This is a genomic window from Corallococcus caeni, from assembly GCF_036245865.1.
GTDB lineage: Bacteria > Myxococcota > Myxococcia > Myxococcales > Myxococcaceae > Corallococcus > Corallococcus caeni.
This window is the reverse complement of sequence record NZ_BTTW01000053.1, coordinates 1-524: the sequence shown is the minus strand read 5'-3', so window position 1 is coordinate 524 and position 524 is coordinate 1. Positions and strand designations below refer to the sequence as shown.

The window sequence follows — 524 nt, the reverse complement described above, 5'->3', positions numbered from 1 at the left end:
GACGAGCACCCGACGGGCAGCACCACGACGCGCACGTGCTTCAAGCACGACGCGCACGGCAACGTCATCAGCGTGGACATGGGCCTTGCCGCCACCGCCAACTGCGCGACGGCGACGCCTTCCGCCAATGCCTCCCGCTATCAGTACGACGACTTCGGCAACCTCGTGGAGGCGACGCTCGCGGCCATCGGCGGCGGCAGCACCGCGGGCGCGACTCGCTTCGCGTTCAACGCCCAAGGCAACACCCTGGTGAAGCAGACGCCCGCCATGGTCTCAGCCCACGTCCGCGACCACCTGGCGTATGCATATGACGCCATGGGGCGGCTGCTCTCCGTCTCCCACGTCTCGCCGCTGGTTTCCGGCGGCGCCGAGACGCTCTACGCGCAGGGCTACGACGCCTCCGCCAGCCCCGACGCCTCCTGCGGCACCCTGGCCAACACCCTGGGCCGCCTGCGCTACCAGGACGACTCCTTCGGCCGCACCTGGTTCAGCTACGACGCCTGGGGCCGCATGGTGAAGCAGGT

1 protein-coding gene is annotated in these 524 nt (G+C 69.8%); it reads left to right on the top strand.

Annotated features, from left to right (window positions below; genetic code table 11):
• On the top strand, positions 1-524 hold a 524-nt coding region (locus AABA78_RS38875; protein ID WP_338270589.1), incomplete at both ends, for a hypothetical protein.